The 15,542-nt window shown below is 66.0% G+C and carries 14 protein-coding genes; 12 read left to right on the top strand and 2 right to left on the bottom strand.

The window, feature by feature from the left end; genetic code table 11:
• Nucleotides 1-18 precede the first annotated feature (18 nt).
• From argB to ACFVWT_RS20460, 8 genes are all read left to right on the top strand, one after another.
• On the top strand, nt 19-951 hold the full coding sequence (argB, locus tag ACFVWT_RS20425) for an acetylglutamate kinase (RefSeq protein ID WP_390251070.1): 933 nt from the start codon (nt 19-21) through the stop codon (nt 949-951).
• Complete coding sequence (locus ACFVWT_RS20430; RefSeq protein WP_390251072.1) at nt 948-2,228, top strand: acetylornithine transaminase; 1,281 nt, start codon at nt 948-950, stop codon at nt 2,226-2,228. Before argB ends, ACFVWT_RS20430 begins: the two co-directional genes overlap by 4 nt.
• On the top strand, nt 2,225-3,232 hold the full coding sequence (gene argF / locus ACFVWT_RS20435; protein ID WP_390251074.1) for an ornithine carbamoyltransferase: 1,008 nt from the start codon (nt 2,225-2,227) through the stop codon (nt 3,230-3,232). Before ACFVWT_RS20430 ends, argF begins: the two co-directional genes overlap by 4 nt.
• The gene (locus ACFVWT_RS20440) at nt 3,232-3,765 is read left to right on the top strand and encodes an arginine repressor (protein ID WP_390251076.1); all 534 of its coding nucleotides are present in this window, start codon (nt 3,232-3,234) and stop codon (nt 3,763-3,765) included. The genes argF and ACFVWT_RS20440 overlap by 1 nt, the downstream gene beginning before the upstream one ends.
• Nucleotides 3,766-3,807: 42 nt before the next feature.
• On the top strand, nt 3,808-5,013 hold the full coding sequence (locus ACFVWT_RS20445) for an argininosuccinate synthase (protein WP_390251078.1): 1,206 nt from the start codon (nt 3,808-3,810) through the stop codon (nt 5,011-5,013).
• Between the two features lie 5 nt (nt 5,014-5,018).
• Nucleotides 5,019-6,446, top strand: coding sequence for an argininosuccinate lyase (argH, locus tag ACFVWT_RS20450; RefSeq protein ID WP_390251080.1), 1,428 nt, complete (start codon nt 5,019-5,021; stop codon nt 6,444-6,446).
• A gap of 130 nt (nt 6,447-6,576) precedes the next feature.
• Entirely contained in the window at nt 6,577-7,110 is a 534-nt protein-coding gene (locus ACFVWT_RS20455) for a pyridoxamine 5'-phosphate oxidase family protein (RefSeq protein WP_390251082.1), read from the top strand.
• A 31-nt stretch (nt 7,111-7,141) separates the two neighbouring features.
• Entirely contained in the window at nt 7,142-7,879 is a 738-nt protein-coding gene (locus ACFVWT_RS20460) for a maleylpyruvate isomerase family mycothiol-dependent enzyme (protein ID WP_390251084.1), read from the top strand.
• A gap of 14 nt (nt 7,880-7,893) precedes the next feature.
• Here the strand turns inward: ACFVWT_RS20460 and ACFVWT_RS20465 are convergent, their stop codons facing one another.
• The gene (locus tag ACFVWT_RS20465) at nt 7,894-8,388 is read right to left on the bottom strand and encodes a methylated-DNA--[protein]-cysteine S-methyltransferase (protein WP_390251086.1); all 495 of its coding nucleotides are present in this window, start codon (nt 8,386-8,388) and stop codon (nt 7,894-7,896) included.
• A gap of 45 nt (nt 8,389-8,433) precedes the next feature.
• Nucleotides 8,434-9,948, bottom strand: a complete 1,515-nt coding sequence (locus tag ACFVWT_RS20470) for a DNA-3-methyladenine glycosylase 2 family protein (protein WP_390251088.1) — start codon at nt 9,946-9,948, stop codon at nt 8,434-8,436.
• A gap of 82 nt (nt 9,949-10,030) precedes the next feature.
• Here ACFVWT_RS20470 and ACFVWT_RS20475 point away from each other — a divergent pair, with 82 nt between their 5' ends.
• From ACFVWT_RS20475 to tyrS, 4 genes are all read left to right on the top strand, one after another.
• Nucleotides 10,031-10,684: a DNA-3-methyladenine glycosylase gene (locus ACFVWT_RS20475; RefSeq protein WP_390251090.1), complete on the top strand. Its 654-nt coding sequence runs from the start codon at nt 10,031-10,033 to the stop codon at nt 10,682-10,684.
• An 86-nt stretch (nt 10,685-10,770) separates the two neighbouring features.
• Entirely contained in the window at nt 10,771-11,328 is a 558-nt protein-coding gene (locus ACFVWT_RS20480; RefSeq protein WP_390251092.1) for an adenine phosphoribosyltransferase, read from the top strand.
• A gap of 153 nt (nt 11,329-11,481) precedes the next feature.
• The gene (locus ACFVWT_RS20485; RefSeq protein ID WP_390251094.1) at nt 11,482-13,710 is read left to right on the top strand and encodes a HelD family protein; all 2,229 of its coding nucleotides are present in this window, start codon (nt 11,482-11,484) and stop codon (nt 13,708-13,710) included.
• A gap of 100 nt (nt 13,711-13,810) precedes the next feature.
• A complete protein-coding gene (gene tyrS, locus ACFVWT_RS20490; protein WP_390251096.1) occupies nt 13,811-15,124 on the top strand; it encodes a tyrosine--tRNA ligase in 1,314 nt (437 codons plus the stop codon).
• Nucleotides 15,125-15,542: the final 418 nt, after the last annotated feature.

Consider the following 15,542-nt stretch of genomic DNA (forward strand, 5'->3'; position numbering starts at 1 on the left):
CGGGGAGACAGCAGCAGCATGAACACCCAGACACGCGAGACGACGTCCATGAGTGATGCCCAGGACAAGGCCGGCACGTTGATCGAGGCCCTGCCCTGGATCCAGCGCTTTGCCGGCACCACCATGGTGATCAAGTACGGCGGCAACGCCATGGTCAACGAGGAACTCCGCCGGGCGTTCGCCGAGGATGTCGTGTTCCTGCACCACGTGGGCATCCACCCGGTGGTGGTGCACGGCGGAGGTCCCCAGATCAACGCCATGCTCAGCCGCCTCGGCATCGAGTCCGAGTTCAAAGGCGGCCTGCGCGTTACCACCCCCGAGGCCATGGACGTGGTCCGCATGGTGCTGACCGGCCAGGTGGGCCGCGAACTCGTGGGCCTGATCAACTCCCACGGCCCGTACGCCGTCGGCATGTCCGGTGAAGACGGCGGACTGCTCCGTGCCGTCCGCACCGGAACCGTCGTGGACGGCGAGGACGTGGACCTGGGCCTTGTCGGGGAAGTCGTGGGCGTCAATCCCGAGGGGATCGTGGACATCCTCGCGGCCGGCAGGATCCCGGTGATCTCCACTGTGGCCCCGGAAATAGCCGACGACGGATCCACCACCGGGCAGGTGCTCAACGTCAACGCGGACACCGCGGCGGCCGCCGTTGCGTCTGCCCTGGGTGCCTCCAAGCTGGTCATTTTGACCGACGTCGAGGGCCTTTACGCGAACTGGCCGGACAAGTCGTCGCTGATCTCGTCCCTCACGGCCTCTGAACTGAGGGAGATGCTGCCGAGGCTTGAATCGGGCATGATCCCCAAAATGGCCGCCTGCCTGAAGGCCGTTGACGACGGCGTGGAGCGTGCACACATTGTGGACGGGCGCCTGCCGCACTCCATGCTGCTGGAAACATTCACCACCGCCGGAATCGGCACGCAGGTGGTCCCGGACGAGGAAACGAACGTATGAGCCAGATAGAAAAATCCCCGGTGGTTGAACTGGTCGAAACCAAAGGCCACCCGACCGGAGCCGAGTGGCTGAACCGGTATTCCTCGTCCCTCATGGGCGTCTTCGGGACGCCCCAGCGTGTCCTGGTCCGCGGCGCCGGCTGCCTGGTCTGGGACGCCGACGGCAAGGAGTACCTCGACCTGCTCGGCGGCATTGCCGTGAACGCCATGGGCCACGCCCACCCGTTCGTGACGTCGGTGATCTCCAGCCAGCTCGCCACCCTGGGCCACGTGTCCAACTTCTTCACCAGCCCCACGCAGATCGCGCTGGCCGAGAAACTGCTCGAACTGGCCAAGGCACCGGCGGGATCCAAAGTGTTCTTCGCGAACTCCGGCACCGAAGCCGTGGAGGCCGCCTTCAAGCTGGCGCGCCGCAACTCCGGAGCCGAAGTGTCAGCCGGCCCCGGCGAAACAGTCAAACGGCGCACCAAGATCATCGCGCTCGAGGGTGCCTTCCACGGCCGCACCATGGGCGCCCTGGCGTTGACCGCCAAGGCCGCCTACCGGGCGCCGTTCGAACCCCTGCCCGGCGGTGTTGTCCACATCCCGTTCGGGGACGTCGACGCACTGGTCGAGGAAATCGATGAAACCACTGCGGCTGTCTTCCTGGAGCCGATCCAGGGCGAAGCCGGCGTCCGGCCGCTGCCCGCCGGTTACCTCAAGGCCGCCCGCGAAGCGACCACGAAGGCAGGCGCACTGCTGATCCTCGATGAGGTCCAGACCGGCATCGGCCGTACCGGCAAGTGGCTGGCGAGCGAAGACGCGGGGATCGTCCCGGACGCAGTGACGCTCGCCAAGGGCCTGGGCGGCGGTTTCCCGATCGGGGCACTGATTACCTTCGGCCCGGAAGCGTCCTCGCTCCTCACCGCAGGCCTGCACGGCACCACCTTCGGCGGGAACCCGGTGGCCACCGCCGCCGCGCTGGCCACGCTGCACGCGATCGAGAGCCAGCGCGTCCTGGACAACGTCCGTGCAGTGGGGGAGCGCCTCCGCTCGAAGCTGGCGGCAATCGACGGCGTCACGGAAGTCCGCGGCGAAGGCCTCCTGATCGGCTTTGACTTGGACGCGGACATCGCCCCCGCTGTCGTGACCGCCGGACTGGACGCCGGGTTCATCGTCAACAGCCCCGGTCCGCGCACCATCCGCCTCGCCCCGCCGCTGATCCTGACGGCTGAACAGGCCGACAGCTTCATCCAGGCACTGCCCACGCTCCTCCAGACTGCAAAGGATGCCCAGTGACCAGCTCCGCAACCACCCGTCACTTCCTCAAGGACACCGACCTCACCCCGGCAGAACAGGCCGAGGTCCTGGACCTCGCCGTCCGCATGAAAGCGGCGCCCTACAGCGTCCAGCCGTTCGCGGCCGAAGGCAACGGACGCAAAACGGTCGCGGTCATCTTCGACAAGACGTCCACCCGGACCCGCGTTTCCTTCGCCACCGGCGTGGCGGACATGGGCGGAAACGCCCTCATCATCAACCCGGGCGAGGCGCAGATCGGCCACAAGGAATCAGTGGAGGACACCGCCAAGGTCCTGGAGCGCATGGTCGCCACCATCGTCTGGCGCACCGGTGCACACTCCGGGCTGGTGGCCATGGCCGAAAACTCCAAAGTGCCTGTCATCAACGCCCTGTGCGACGACTACCACCCCTGCCAGCTGCTGGCCGACCTGCTGGCTGTCAAAGAACACAAGGGCGAGCTCAAGGGCCTCACTATGAGCTACCTCGGCGACTCCGCCAACAACATGGCCAACTCCTACCTGCTGGCTGGCGTGACCGCCGGAATGCACGTGCGCATCGCCGGCCCGGACGGCTACCTGCCGGCCGCGGACATTGTCGCTGCCGCAGAGGAGCGGGCCGCGGAGACTGGCGGTTCGGTGCTCATCACGACGGATGCCGCGGAAGCTCTCAAGGGGGCCGACGTCGTCGCCACGGACACCTGGGTTTCCATGGGCCAGGAGGCCGAAAAGGAAGCCAGGCTTCAATTGTTCCGGGACTATTCCGTCGACGAAGCGGCGATGCAGCTGGCGGCGCCGGACGCCGTCGTGCTTCACTGCCTGCCGGCGTACCGGGGCTATGAGATCTCCGCAGGAGTCATCGACGGTCCGCAGTCGATCGTCTGGGACGAGGCCGAAAACCGCCTCCACGCCCAGAAGGCGCTGATGGCGTGGCTTATGCACCGGTCCGGCCTGGCCTTCGTGGACGGTCTTTCCCCCGTTGAAGGCACCGGGGAGAGCACGTTCTAGTGTCCACCAACCCGCCGGGGGCACAGGGCGCGAGCCCTGCCACCAAAACGGCCAGGCTGGCGCGGATCACCGCGATCCTGACCGGCGAGTCAGTACGTTCGCAGGCCGAACTTGCCGCGTTGCTGGCGGACGACGGCGTCCAGGTTACCCAGGCCACGCTGTCCCGCGACCTCGTGGAGCTCGGAGCCGTCCGGGTCCGCGGTAAGGACGGCGTGCTCGTGTACGCCGTTCCCGGGGAGGGCGGCGAGCGTGCAGCCAAGGCCGGCGTCACCCAGGAGATCCTGGATGCCCGGCTTGCCCGGCTGTGCGGGGAACTGCTCGTGACAGCCGAGGCATCGGCGAACATCGTGGTGCTCCGGACCCCTCCGGGCGCGGCGAACTTCCTGGCCCTGGCCATCGACCACTCGGTGATGCCGTCCATCCTGGGGAGCATTGCCGGCGACGACACCGTGCTGCTGGTCACACGGGACCCGCTGGGCGGAGCGGACGTGGCCGCCCGCTTCCTGCAGTTCGCCGAAGAAGCGGGCCAATAAGCTTGAAGACAACCAAGAACCAACAACTAAGGAGCATTTGAAGTGACTGAGCGTATTGTGCTGGCCTACTCCGGTGGCCTGGATACTTCCGTAGCGATCGGCTGGATCGGTGAAGCCACCGGTGCAGAGGTCATTGCCGTGGCCGTCGACGTCGGACAAGGCGGCGAGTCGCTGGAGACCATCCGCCAGCGTGCCCTGGGCTGCGGCGCCGTCGAAGCCTACGTGGCCGATGCGTCCGACGAGTTCGCCAACGAGTACTGCATGCCCACGCTGAAGGCCAACGCCCTTTACCAGGGCCACTACCCGCTGGTTTCCGCGATTTCCCGCCCGGTGATCGTCAAGCACCTGGTTAAGGCGGCCCGCGAGTTCGGCGCCACCACCGTGGCCCATGGCTGCACGGGCAAGGGCAACGACCAGGTCCGTTTTGAGGTCGGCATCCAGACCCTCGGCCCGGACCTGAAGTGCATCGCACCGGTCCGCGACCTCGCCCTGACCCGCGACAAGGCCATCGCCTTCGCCGAGGAAAAGGGACTGCCGATCGAGACCACCAAGAAGAACCCGTACTCGATCGACCAGAACGTCTGGGGCCGCGCCGTCGAGACCGGCTACCTCGAGGACATCTGGAACGCCCCCACCAAGGACATCTACGACTACACCGCCACCCCGGAATTCCCGCCGGCACCGGATGAAGTCACCATCTCCTTCGAGGCCGGCGTGCCGGTCGCGATCGACGGCGTGAAGGTCACCCCGCTGCAGGCCATCAAGGAACTGAACCGCCGCGCGGGCGCGCAGGGCGTGGGCCGGATCGACGTCGTCGAAGACCGCCTCGTCGGCATCAAGTCCCGTGAGATCTACGAAGCGCCGGGTGCCATGGCGCTGATCACCGCGCACAAGCACCTCGAGGACATCACCGTGGAGCGCGAACAGGCCCGCTTCAAGGCCACCGTCGGGCAGCGCTGGTCTGAGCTGGTCTACGACGGCCAGTGGTTCTCCCCGCTCAAGCGCTCCCTGGACGCGTTCATCGAGGACACCCAGAAGTACGTTTCCGGTGACATCCGCATGACGCTGCACGGCGGCCAGGCAGTCGTCAACGGGCGTCGCTCCGAGACCTCCCTCTACGACTTCGACCTTGCCACCTACGACACCGGCGACACCTTCGACCAGTCGATGGCGCGCGGCTTCATCGAGCTGTGGGGCATGTCCGCCAAGGTTGCCTCCGGCCGCGACATCCGCGTCGCCGGAAAGTAGCCCCTGTGGCAGAGCAAAAGTCCGAAGCCACCAACACGGGCGCTCTATGGGGCGGCCGGTTCGCCGGCGGCCCCGCCGACGCCCTGGCGGCGCTGAGCAAGTCCACGCACTTTGACTGGCGGCTGGCCCGTTACGACATTGCCGGGTCCAAGGCGCACGCCCGCGTGCTGCACAAGGCCGGCCTGCTGGACGATGCCGAGCTCGAGGGCATGCTGGACGCCCTGAGCCGGCTGGATGCGGACGTCGCCTCCGGTGCCTACCTGCCCGCCGAATCCGATGAGGACGTGCACGGCTCGCTGGAACGCGGACTGATCGAGCGCGCCGGCACCCAGCTCGGCGGGAAGCTCCGCGCGGGCCGGTCCCGCAACGACCAGGTGGCCACGCTGGGGCGGATGTTCCTGCGCGACCACGCACGGATCATCGCCCGCGGTGTGCTCGCCACGATCGATGCCCTCGTGGAGCAGGCCAAGGCGCACCAGGGCGTGGCCATGCCGGGACGCACGCACCTCCAGCATGCGCAGCCGGTGCTGCTCAGCCACCACTTGCTGGCCCACGCCTGGGCTCTCCTGCGGGATGTGCAGCGCCTTCAGGACTGGGACAAGCGGGCAGGCGTTTCGCCCTACGGTTCAGGTGCGCTTGCGGGCTCATCGCTGGGCCTGGACCCCGAGGCAGTGGCGGCGGAACTCGGCTTCTTCTCCGCGACGCACAACTCGATCGACGGCACCGCCTCGCGCGACGTCTTCGCCGAGTTCGCCTGGGTTACTGCCATGATCGGTGTGGACCTCTCGCGGGTGTCGGAGGAAGTGATCCTGTGGGCCACCAAGGAGTTCTCCTTCGTGACCCTGCATGATTCCTACTCCACCGGCTCCTCGATCATGCCGCAGAAGAAAAACCCTGACGTTGCCGAGCTCGCCCGCGGAAAGGCCGGCCGGCTGATCGGCAACCTGACCGGGCTGCTGGCCACGCTCAAGGGCCTGCCGCTCGCCTACAACCGCGACCTGCAGGAAGACAAGGAGCCGGTCTTCGACGCCGCCGACACGCTGGAGGTCCTGCTTCCGGCCGTCTCCGGCATGATTGCGACGCTGAAGTTCAACACCGAACGGATGGAATCGCTGGCTCCGCAGGGCTTCGCGCTGGCCACGGACATTGCCGAATGGCTCGTCCGGCAGGGCGTTCCGTTCCGTGAAGCGCACGAACTCTCCGGTGCGGCTGTCAAGCAGGCCGAAAGCCGCGGGGTTGAACTATGGGACCTGACGGACGCGGAATACGCGGCCATCTCGGAGCACCTGACGCCGGAGGTCCGCACGGTCCTGTCCACTGAAGGTTCGCTCAACAGCCGCAACTCCCAGGGCGGGACGGCACCTGCCGCCGTCGAGCGCCAGCTCATCGCACTGGAAGCCGAGCTGACCGGTGTGCGGGAGTACGCCGGCTAACAGCCACATGCTCTCTCACTTATTGCAGCTCTATCTGACCGGCGCTCCCTCACTTTCCTCAAGAAAGTGAGGGAGCGTTGCCGGTGGTCATGCAGGAAGTAAGAGGGCGTTGTGCGTTTATGGTGGGTGCATGAGCGAATCCTTCCGCCAGTACCTTCGTGCCCTGCCGGACTTCCCCGAGGACCTTCCCGATTTTGATCCGGCGGCTGCCCCGGCCGACCCGGCCCGGCTGTTCCGGCAATGGCTGGCCGAGGCGCTGGCCGCCGGAGAGGCCCAGCCGCATGCCTGCAGCCTGGCTACGGTCGGGACCGGCACCCAGCCCTCGTCACGGATGGTGATCCTTAAGGACATTGACGACGACGGCTGGCACATCGCGACGTCCCGCACCTCACGCAAGGGTAAGGAACTCGCAGCCACCCCGAAGGCGGCCCTGAACTTCTACTGGCCGCTGCAGGGCCGGCAGGTCCGCGTGGCCGGCGGCGTTGTGGAGCTGTCCGCAGAAGCCTCGGCAGCGGACTGGGCGGCCAGGCCGGCGGCGGATGGCAGCGACAATCCGGACTGGCAGCTCTACGCCGTGCGGCCGGACGAGGTTGAGTTCTGGCAGGCCCGCCACGACCGCCGCCACGTGCGCCACCGCTACGGTGCCGGGCGCGGACCGCGTTAAGGGCCATTAACTGTCCGCTACGATGGCGGGTATGACCGCAATCACACCGGACGCGCTGCTCGCCGAACTCCACAAAGCTGCCGACGTCGTTGCCTCCCAGGCCGGCAAACTCGCCGAAGAAGACGTGGCGGCACCGTCATTGCTGCCGGACTGGACCCGGGGCCATGTCCTCGCGCACCTGGCCGGCATTTCGAATGCCATGGCCCGGCAACTTGAATTCGCCGGCCGCGGCGAGACAGTGGAATTATACGACGGCGGCTTTGAAGGCCGCACCAAAGCCATCGAAATGGCCGCCGGCCACACCCTGGCCCAGCACCGTGCCGATCTGGATGCTGCGCTTGAACGTGCACTGCGGGCCTTCGATTCCTTGGACACGGGCGGCTGGCAGGTGCCGATTTCCTACCGTGGGGGAGTGGTGCTGGACGGCGGCCTGGCCCTCTGGCGGGAACTCGTGATCCATGCCTCGGACTTGAACACCGGACGCGGCCCGGAAGCCTGGGGCCGGTCCTTCTGCGAGCACTTGTTCGATTTCCTGGGAGCCCGCGTGCCGGCGGGCCAGCGGTTCGTGCTGCAGCCCCTCGGCCTTCCACCGGTGACCATCGGCACCGGAAGCCGGTCCACCGTCATCAGCGGAATGCTCACGGACATCGCGGCCTGGCTCGCAGGGCGCGAACCCTCGCTGGGCAGCCTGCGTGCGTCTGCTGCGGCGGACGGTGTGGATCTTCCCGAACTCCTGCCCTGGCCCGCAGGCGTTCCGGCCAGCAAGTAGGTCGCCGGGCTCCGTCAGCGTTTCTCGCGTCCCAACAGGCTTTCCTTGACGGCGAGCCCCCACCTGAATCCGCCCAGCGTGCCGTCCGTCCGCACTATGCGGTGGCAGGGTACGAACAAGGCTGCCGCGTTGAAGGCGCAGGCACTCGCCGCGGCCCGGACAGCCTTCGGGTTCCCGGAGAGCTCGGCGTACTCCGTGTAAGTCACCGGGCGTCCGGGGCTCACCGTCCGGAGGACATCCCAGGCATGGCTGCGGAACGGGCCCGATTTCTGCAGGACCGGCACCCGCATCGCCGGTTCCGGATCGCCGGCATAGAAGGCAACCACGGCATCCGAGATATTGCCCAGTTCCAGGACCGGGACTAATTCATCAGGCAGCAGTTCCGGATGGATCTGTCCGGTCAGCTGCGCAGGCTCCGCAGTCCAGCCGGATGCCAGGACGGCGCCGTCACGGGCAATGATGGTAAAAGGACCGTCCGGAGTGGACATCGTCAGCAGTTGGGCTTTCATTTGTTCGCTTTCGTGGGTTAAATCCTGTGGCTTAACTCTTCAGGGTTAAATTGCTGGAACGGCGGGCACGGCCTTCCTGGTCGGCCGTTGCTTGGCGCGTGTGGCGGCCGCATGCCAAAGGTGCATGGTGGCGTACGATCGCCAGGGGCTCACTTCGGTGAAGTCAGGTGTCGCCCGGCCCGGTGCTTCGCCACCCGCCGGTGAACCGGCCTCGAGGGCGAGGATTCCGTTGCGTACGGCGGCATCGTTGGCCAGGAACACATCAGGTGCGCCGATCACTCGCATGGCGAGGTAACCCACGGTCCAGGGTCCCACCCCGGGCAGCGGCAGGAGCTTGGACTCCAGGCTCGCGAGGTCGTCGCCGTAGCCGAAGTCGAGCCCTCCGGCGGCCATGGCACCGGCGACATGCCGGACCGCATCGATGCGCCGTTGCGGTCCACGCAGCAGGCTGATACCCGGATCGGCGATCTGGGCCGGTGTGGGGAAAAGACGGTAAAGGCCGTCTTCAGGCGTGAGGGTTTCGCTTCCGCAGGCGGACAGCTGCGTCAGGGCTGTCCGGGCGGCTGCGACCGTAATTTGCTGGCCGATCATCGCGCGGATGAGCAATTCCTGCGGATCCACCGCCCCGGGCATCCGCATGCCCGGACACGCTTTGACGGCCGTAGCCAGCCGCGGGTCGGCTTCCAGCGCGCTGTCGATGGCCACGGGGTCGGCGTCGAGATCCAGGAGCCGCCGAACCCGGCTCAGCAGGGACGGCAGGTCCCGGAGGTCCACCGCCCCGATGGTGAGGACGAGAGGCCGTCCCGGGGTACCGGCGTCGTACTTGACGCTGAAGCGGGCATCAGCGTGGGGGAGCCGCAACGTCCTCGCATAGGAGGTTGCGGTGCCGGCCTCGATCCCGGGAATCGACCGAACAGCGAGGAAGGCAAAGACTCCGGGATCAAACGGTTCACGGTAGGGAAGGTTCAGTGTGAGTGCCGTTGTTGCGGCCGGTGTCCTGTGGTGGCGTGCGGTGCCCCTCAGGGCAGTCGGCGTCATATCGAAGACCTCGCCGATTGTCTCGTTGAACTGGCGGACGCTGCTGAACCCTGCTGCGAACGCCACGTCGGCCAGCTTCATCTGTGTGGATACCAGAAGCGTCCGGGCGGTCTGTGCCCTGCTCGCCCGGGCCAGCGACAGCGGACCCGCCCCCAGTTCGTGGCTGAGGATCCGGTTGAGCTGCCGCGACGAGTAGCCGAGCCTCGATGCGAGGCCCTCCACGCCCTCGCGGTTGATGACGCCGTCATTGATGAGACGCATGGCCCGGCCGGCGATGTCTGAGCGGAGGTTCCACGCCGGCGTGCCCGGAACGGCTTCCGGCAGGCAACGCTTACAGGCCCGGTACCCGGCATCGTGGGCTGCGGCCGAAGTTTCGTAGAACGTGACGTTCTCCGCTTTCGGTGTCCGGGCCGGGCAGGAGGGGCGGCAGTAGATGCCTGTGGTCCGGACGGCAGTGTAGAACTGCCCGTCGAAACGGGTGTCGCGGGCATCGATTGCCCGGTACCGCTGCCAGAAGTCCATGGCTCCATCCTGTCAGCTGCCGGAACCGCGTGCTAGCGGAAATCGGACATGGCCGTGGGGATGTGTTTGTTAAAGTCGAAGCATGAGCTCCAGCCCTCCGCGCACCGGACACGAACATGCCGTGCGGCAGTTGCTCTCCGGGGACGCCCGGCAGGTCGCGCCCCTGGTGCTTGGCGCCGTGCTCACGCATTACAGTCCTGAAGGTGCGGTTTCCGTGCGGATCACCGAAGTGGAGGCCTACCTCGGCCCCCAGGACTCCCCGCACCCGGATCCCGGGTCCCACACGTTCCGCGGACAGACCGGCCGCAACACACCCATGTTCGGACCCGCCGGTCACCTGTACGTCTACTTCACCTACGGAATGCATTATTGCGCGAACATTGTTTGCGGTCCGCCCGGAACGGCCTCGGCCCTGCTCCTGCGGGGCGGGGAAATAGTGGACGGTGAGGATCTGGCACGGACCAGGCGTCCGACGTCGAAATCATCCAAGGACCTGGCCAGCGGACCCGCACGGCTGGCCACGGCACTGGGACTAACCACGGCGGACAGCGGGCGGGACGCGCTCGGTGAACCGTTCCGGCTGGAATTGCCGGTGGCGCGGGCACGCGACATCAGTACGGGCCCGCGGGTGGGGGTTTCGGGTGCCGGCGGCAGCCACGCGTACCCGTGGCGGTACTGGCTGACCGGTGACCCCACGGTCTCGCGCTACAAGGCCGCGAAGGCCCGCCGGGCCTAGGCAAACGCCGCTCTTCGGACGGCTGCCGCGTGGCCGCTGACCGCCCGGATCGTGAAGAATGGCCGCCACCGGCATAGGGTGGATGCGTGAATCAAAGCGAGCCGGGCCAAGCCAGAAGAAGCGTTCCCGTGGACCAGCTGATCAACAGCCTCTGCGCCACGGTGCCGGACTACCCCAAGCCCGGAATCATCTTCAAGGACCTGACTCCGGTCTTTGCCAACGCTGCTGCCCTTCGTGCCGTGGTGGATGCGCTGGTCGAGCCGTTCAAAGGGCAGTTCGACGCCGTGGCCGGGGTGGAAGCCCGGGGCTTCCTGCTTGCGGCCGCCGCCGCTTACGCCACCGACACGGGCGTGATCACTGTGCGAAAGGCCGGGAAACTCCCCCGCAAGGTGGTCGCGGAAGACTATGAACTGGAATACGGCACCGCAACCCTCGAGTTGCATACCACCGACCTGCCGGCCGGGAGCCGTGTGCTGATTCTCGACGACGTGCTCGCCACCGGCGGTACGCTCGGCGCCGCCACGCGGCTGTTCGAACGCTGCGGCGTCCACGTTGCCGGTGTGGGCGTGGTCATGGAGCTCGGCGAACTGCGCGGACGTTCGGCACTTAGCGGCCACCGTGTCCGCTCGCTCATCCGCCTCTAAGGCCTGCGCCGGTCCCTGCAACGCTGCCGGCCTTGCGGCGGGCGCCGCGCGGAAGCGGGGCTCAGGAAACCGTGCCACTGAAATGTTTCAGACGCGTTCATCAAAATGGTTGTAGAATGGACGGTCTGTCTTTTGCGATAGGGGAAAGTCTCGATGCTCGACGCTGATTTGGCCCATGAACGGGACTATGTTGCCGGACTGTATGCCCGCCTTGATGAGCTGCGCGAGGAAAAGCGCACTCAACTTGCCCAGGTCCGCCGTGCCGGTGCCGTGGGAACCATGCAAAATGTTTCCGAAAGGGACGCTTTTGCGGCGCTCTATGAGGACCGCCTGGCCCAGCTGGATGCTGTGGATGACCGGCTGGTTTTTGGCCGGCTGGACCTGGACTCGGGGGAAGCGCAGTACATCGGCCGTATCGGCCTGACAACTGACGACCTCCAGCGGCTCATGGTTGACTGGCGCGCGCCCGAGGCCGGGCACTTCTACCAGGCCACTGCCTTCGACCGGCAGGGCGTGCGCCGCCGGCGCCATTTGATTCTTCAGGGCCGCGAAGTCAAAGCCATCGAAGACGACGTCCTCGATGCCGACATGCTGGCCGACAACGAATCGCTGCAGGGCGAGGGCGCGCTGCTGGCTGCCCTCAACTCCAAGCGCACCGGCCGCATGTCCGACATCGTGGGCACCATCCAGTCGGAACAGGACCGGATCATCCGCTCGTCGATCTCCGGCGCCGTCGTCGTCCAGGGCGGCCCCGGAACGGGCAAGACGGCGGTTGCGCTGCACCGCGCCGCATACCTCCTCTATACCCACCGCGACCGGCTCAAGACCGCAGGCGTGCTCCTGGTGGGTCCGTCGTCGTCGTTCATGAAGTACATTGAGCGCGTCCTGCCGTCACTAGGCGAGACTGGCGTGGTCATGGCGAGCGTCGGCCGGCTCATGCCCGGCATCAACGCCGTGCCCGAACAGGAAGCAAACGTCGCTGCCCTTAAGGGCAGGCTGGAGATGGCCGAGGTGGTTGCCAACGCCGTTTCCAACCGGCAGCGCATTCCGGCTGAGAACAGGATCCTTGAAGTCGACGGCCGCAAGCTGGTGCTCACACCCCGCCAGGTGCGGCGGGCACGGGAAAAAGCCCGTGCCACCCACAAGCCGCACAACGAGGCGCGCCTGACGTTCGTGAAGATCCTGCTCCGCGAGCTCACCGAGCAGATGACCGAACTGGTCGAGGCCGGCAGCATCGGCAACAACGCCGACCGTTCCTATCTCGCCGAGGACGTCCGCACTGCACGCGATGTCCGGATCGCACTGAATCTGTGCTGGATGCCGATGACCCCGGAAAAGCTCATCTCGGAGCTGTTCAGTAAGCCGGCCATTCTGGAAGCGTGCACGCCCCAGCTCACCGACGCTGAACGCGCCCTCCTCAGCCGCCCTGCAGACAGTCCCTGGACCGAGGCCGACGTGCCGCTGCTGGATGAGGCCGCCGAACTGCTGGGCGAGCTTGATCCCGCAGCCGGCCGGGGACTGGCACAGCAGGAGCACGACCGTGCCCGGGACATCGCCAACGCCAAGCAGACCCTGGTGAACATGGAAACGGCCGGGGTCGATGTGCTGATGACGGCCGAGGAACTTGTGGACCAGAACCAGGAACGCGAAGCACGGCTCACCGCCGCGGAGCGGGCCACCAGCGACCGCACGTGGGCCTTCGGTCACATCGTTGTCGACGAGGCGCAGGAACTGTCTCCGATGCAGTGGCGGCTGTTGGTGCGGCGTTGCCCGCTCAAGTCGTTCACGATCGTGGGGGACATCGCCCAGACGAGTTCCGTGGCGGGTGCCAAGTCCTGGCAGAGCGCGCTGGAGCCGATGTTCGGCGACCGCTGGCAGCTCGAGGAACTGACGGTCAACTACCGCACGCCCTCGCAGATCGCGGAGGCGGCGGCCCGGATGGCCACAGCTGCCGGCCTGGTGATCTCTGCTCCCAAGGCAGTCCGCGAAGGCCGCTGGTCGCCGATTATCGACCGCGTCGACGACGGGGCAGTGGTCAGCAGGCTCGTGGAGGTCCTTCCGGATGAGCTGGACGCGCTCGACGGCGGCCTGCTTGCGGTCATTGCCGACGGCGACCTGCTGCCGCAGGCTGCTGCTGCCCTGCGCGCGGCCTACGGCCGCCGCGTCGGTACCGGCGCCGGCAGCTACGAACAGGACATTGTGGTCATCAGCCCGCGGGAAGCCAAGGGCCTGGAGTTCGACGGCGTTGTGGTGCTGGAGCCGTCCATGATGCTCAACCAGGAGCACGGACGCGTCGGGGACCTCTACGTGGCCATGACCCGGCCCACCCAGCGGCTGCGGCTGATCGCAGCTGCACCGGTGCCTGCAGGCATCGAACGATAATCCCGGTGGCGGGAAGGCCGGATTACCGCAGCCTCCCGCCAGCGCCCCGAGCGCTGTCACGCAGCGCTTGGGGCCGGGCAATCCTGCTAACTTAGATCACGTGTCCCAACTAAATGATCTCGAGTCCCAGCAGAACGATCCGACCTTTGCCAACATCTGGCAAGAGCTCAACTGGCGCGGCCTGGTCCACGTTTCCACTGATGAAGTGGAACTGGAGAAGCTGCTCGCCGGGGACCCGATCACTTATTACTGCGGGTTCGATCCCACCGCACCCAGCCTGCACCTTGGTAACCTCGTGCAGTTGCTCCTGATGCGCCGCCTTCAGCTCGCCGGCCACAAGCCGTTGGGCCTGGTTGGCGGATCCACCGGCCTGATCGGTGATCCGCGTCCGACGGCGGAACGGACCTTGAACACCAAGGACACCGTCTCCGAATGGGTCGGATACCTCCAGGCCCAAGTCCGCCGCTTCCTGAGCTTTGAAGGCGACAATGCCGCCAGGATGGTCAACAACCTCGACTGGACCGCCCCGCTCAGCGCCATCGACTTCCTTCGCGAAATCGGCAAGCACTTCCGGGTCGGCACCATGCTCCGCAAGGATGCCGTTGCCTCCCGCCTCAGTTCGGATGAAGGTATCAGCTACACCGAGTTCAGTTACCAGATCCTGCAGGGCATGGACTACCTCCAGCTCTTCCGTGACTACGGCTGTGTCCTGGAGACCGGCGGCTCGGACCAGTGGGGCAACCTCACCAGCGGTACCGAACTCATCCGCAAGGTGGAGGGCAAACACGTGCATGCGCTTGGCACGCCGCTTATCACTAATTCGGACGGTACAAAGTTCGGAAAGAGCGAAGGCAACGCCATCTGGCTTGATGCGGAGATGTGCAGCCCCTACGCCTTCTACCAGTTCTGGCTCAACACCGCCGACGCCGATGTTGCTGCGCGGCTGAAGGTGTTCACCTTCCTCACCCGCGCTGAGATCGAAGAGCTGGAAGTCTCCATTGCCGAGCGTCCCTTTGCCCGCGAAGGCCAGCGCCGGCTTGCGTTCGAAGTGACCTCGCTGGTCCACGGCGTGGAGGCTACGGAGAAGGTCATCGCCGCCTCCGCCGCACTCTTCGGCGGCGGCGATCTCGCCGCCCTGGACGAGCAGACCCTGTCGGCCGCGACCGCCGAACTGCCCTCGGCGCGTGTTGACTCGGACGGCATGGGCATTGTGGACCTGCTCGTGGCCTCGGGGCTCTCGGACAGTAAGTCGGCTGCCCGCCGGACAGTCGGTGAAGGCGGCGCCTATGTTAACAACACCAAGGTCACCGATCCTGATGCAGTCATTCCGGGCAGTGAACTCCTGCACGGGCGCTACCTTCTCCTGCGCCGCGGGAAGAAAAACCTGGCCACCGTGGAAGTGGCAGCTTCCTAGAACAGGCGCTTCCAGAAGGTCATGTACACGCTCCTTTCCGGCCGATTTGCGCGGCCGGGGAGGAGCGTGTAATGTTTTCTGAGTCGCCGCCGCTGAGTGGTGACAAACCCCCTACAAATGAGAAGCAATTCTTCATGCGCAAGGCGCACATATGAAAAGTTGCTTCACATTTTGCTGGGCGGATTCACTCCACCAAGTGAATTCCGGGAGAATAACCGGATTTGCAAAGTGGAAATGAATGAAATAAGCTAGAAACATCGCAGCGAAGAAATAATAACAAAGAATTCACTGGAATTCAAATATTTGTTTGAAAAGTATTCGAATGTGTCTGTTGTTTGAGAACTCAATAGTGTGCCAAGTTTGTTGATACCAATTTATTTTATGGATTGGTTGAATTGATCGGGCCCGCCACCCCGTG

Origin of the sequence: Arthrobacter sp. NPDC058288 (assembly GCF_042880995.1) — a bacterium.
Taxonomy (GTDB): Bacteria; Actinomycetota; Actinomycetes; order Actinomycetales; family Micrococcaceae; genus Arthrobacter.